The organism is Ruminococcus sp. CAG:57 (assembly GCF_000435935.1).
Taxonomy (GTDB): Bacteria; Bacillota; Clostridia; order Oscillospirales; family Ruminococcaceae; genus Hominimerdicola; species Hominimerdicola aceti.
Genome location: NZ_FR890754.1, coordinates 2791 through 4367, shown reverse-complemented (window position 1 = coordinate 4367; position 1577 = coordinate 2791). Strand labels below are relative to the sequence as shown.

Sequence of the window (1577 nt, the reverse complement as noted above, 5' to 3'; positions counted from 1 at the left end):
TCCTCGGTATGAGTATAACATTCAGCCCCACGTTTATAACGCCTGAAACAAGGCTCGTAAAAAGTGACCTCTTCGTCTGCTTTGAAGCAAGATAAATAGACCCCATAAAAGTGGTGAAGCATGAATAAATGGTCGCATATATGATGATAGGCGAGTATTTTACGCAGTCACGGAAATCTGCGCCTATCCAGAAGTTAGTCACAGGCTGAACGATAAGCAGACAGCCTGCCACAAGAATATACAAAAGGCTCTGATTGAAGTCAAAAACATTCTCATAGAACGAATCTCTGTCATCAGAATCGTCCTCAGTGATAGCCGACATATTCCAAGCCTGACCGAACATAAGATATACCGTTGACACAAGGTTAGGTATCTTGTAAGCCGCCGACAGCACGCCGTTGTAGTCCGAGCCAAGATAGTGGGTAGTCATAAATGAATCCGAGCTGTTTGTTATGAGCCACAAAAGCTGAGCAGGGATAAGAGGCACAGAGTATTGAAGCATTACCTGCAAAAGCTCTCTGTCAATATCCTTGAAGTTTATATATCTCCAAAGCTTTGACTTGAACGTGAGAAATACCACCGATATAAGGTCAGAAAGAATGGTGGCGAGCAAATACTTCTCGATACCCGTGCCGTGACCGAGAAATCCCTCAGGAAGCACCATGTAAAACATTGCCGTCCAAAACAGCGTAAAGAACGTGGTCAGTATGCCGTTAAAAGCAAACAGCTTTACCTGCTCCATTGCACGCACGAAAGTTGAGTAAAGCGACTTCATGCTTGAGGTGAATACATATATATATAGTATCAAGCTGTATCCACCAATATACTTGTCAGCAATTCCCGTCAGCGACACAATAGGCAGCAAAATACCGAACACCGCCAGACCAAAGAAGCATATAAGATTGCCAAGAGTAAAGACCTTTACCTTGTCATAAGCCTTGTCAAGACCAAATCTGATTATAGCCTCCGTGATAGTCATGGTCACAAGAGGTATTATCCAGTTAGCTATCTGAGTGAGAACGTCCGTAACGCCCAGCTCAGCCGTAGTAAGATAGTTGGTGTATATAGGCACAAGCAACAGCACAAGGACTTTTGAGCTGAAAGAGCCTATAGCGAACACCAGCGTATTTGAAAACAGCTTTTTGTAGCTGCTTTGTTTGCCTGTTTCTGCCATTTAAAATTTCCTCATTACATAAAAATATAACACATAGAGATATTATAACACAATGCTTTGATTTTTGCAAATATTTTTATAAAAAGCCGTATTTTTTCACAAACCGCTTGCAATCAGAGCAAGATTATAGTATAATAGACCTAAAGAAAAGGGCTGTAAAAACAGCGTCACAGAATTACAGGAGGAAGATAACATGAGCAAAGCAACAAAAGTATTTCTGATACTTTTCGTATCTGTATTCACAGCAGGAGTAGCTGCAAATATCATCTGTGAGATATTCAAAACAAGACTTCAGAAATATTATTCTGTAGACTAAACACAGCGTTTTTATCCGGACGGCTTCTGCCGTCCTTTTTCTTTACGCAGTTTTTTCACCGCAAGTGAAACTTTTTCAGCATTTTTT

The 1577-nt window shown here is 40.8% G+C and carries 2 protein-coding genes; one reads left to right on the top strand and one right to left on the bottom strand.

The window, feature by feature from the left end:
- Positions 1 to 1174: oligosaccharide flippase family protein (locus QVO88_RS08070; RefSeq protein WP_288177903.1), on the bottom strand; the 1174-nt coding region annotated here is incomplete at its 3' end.
- A gap of 193 nt (positions 1175 to 1367) precedes the next feature.
- Here QVO88_RS08070 and QVO88_RS08065 point away from each other — a divergent pair.
- Entirely contained in the window at positions 1368 to 1490 is a 123-nt protein-coding gene (locus QVO88_RS08065) for a hypothetical protein (RefSeq protein ID WP_022287987.1), read from the top strand.
- Positions 1491 to 1577 lie beyond the last annotated feature (87 nt).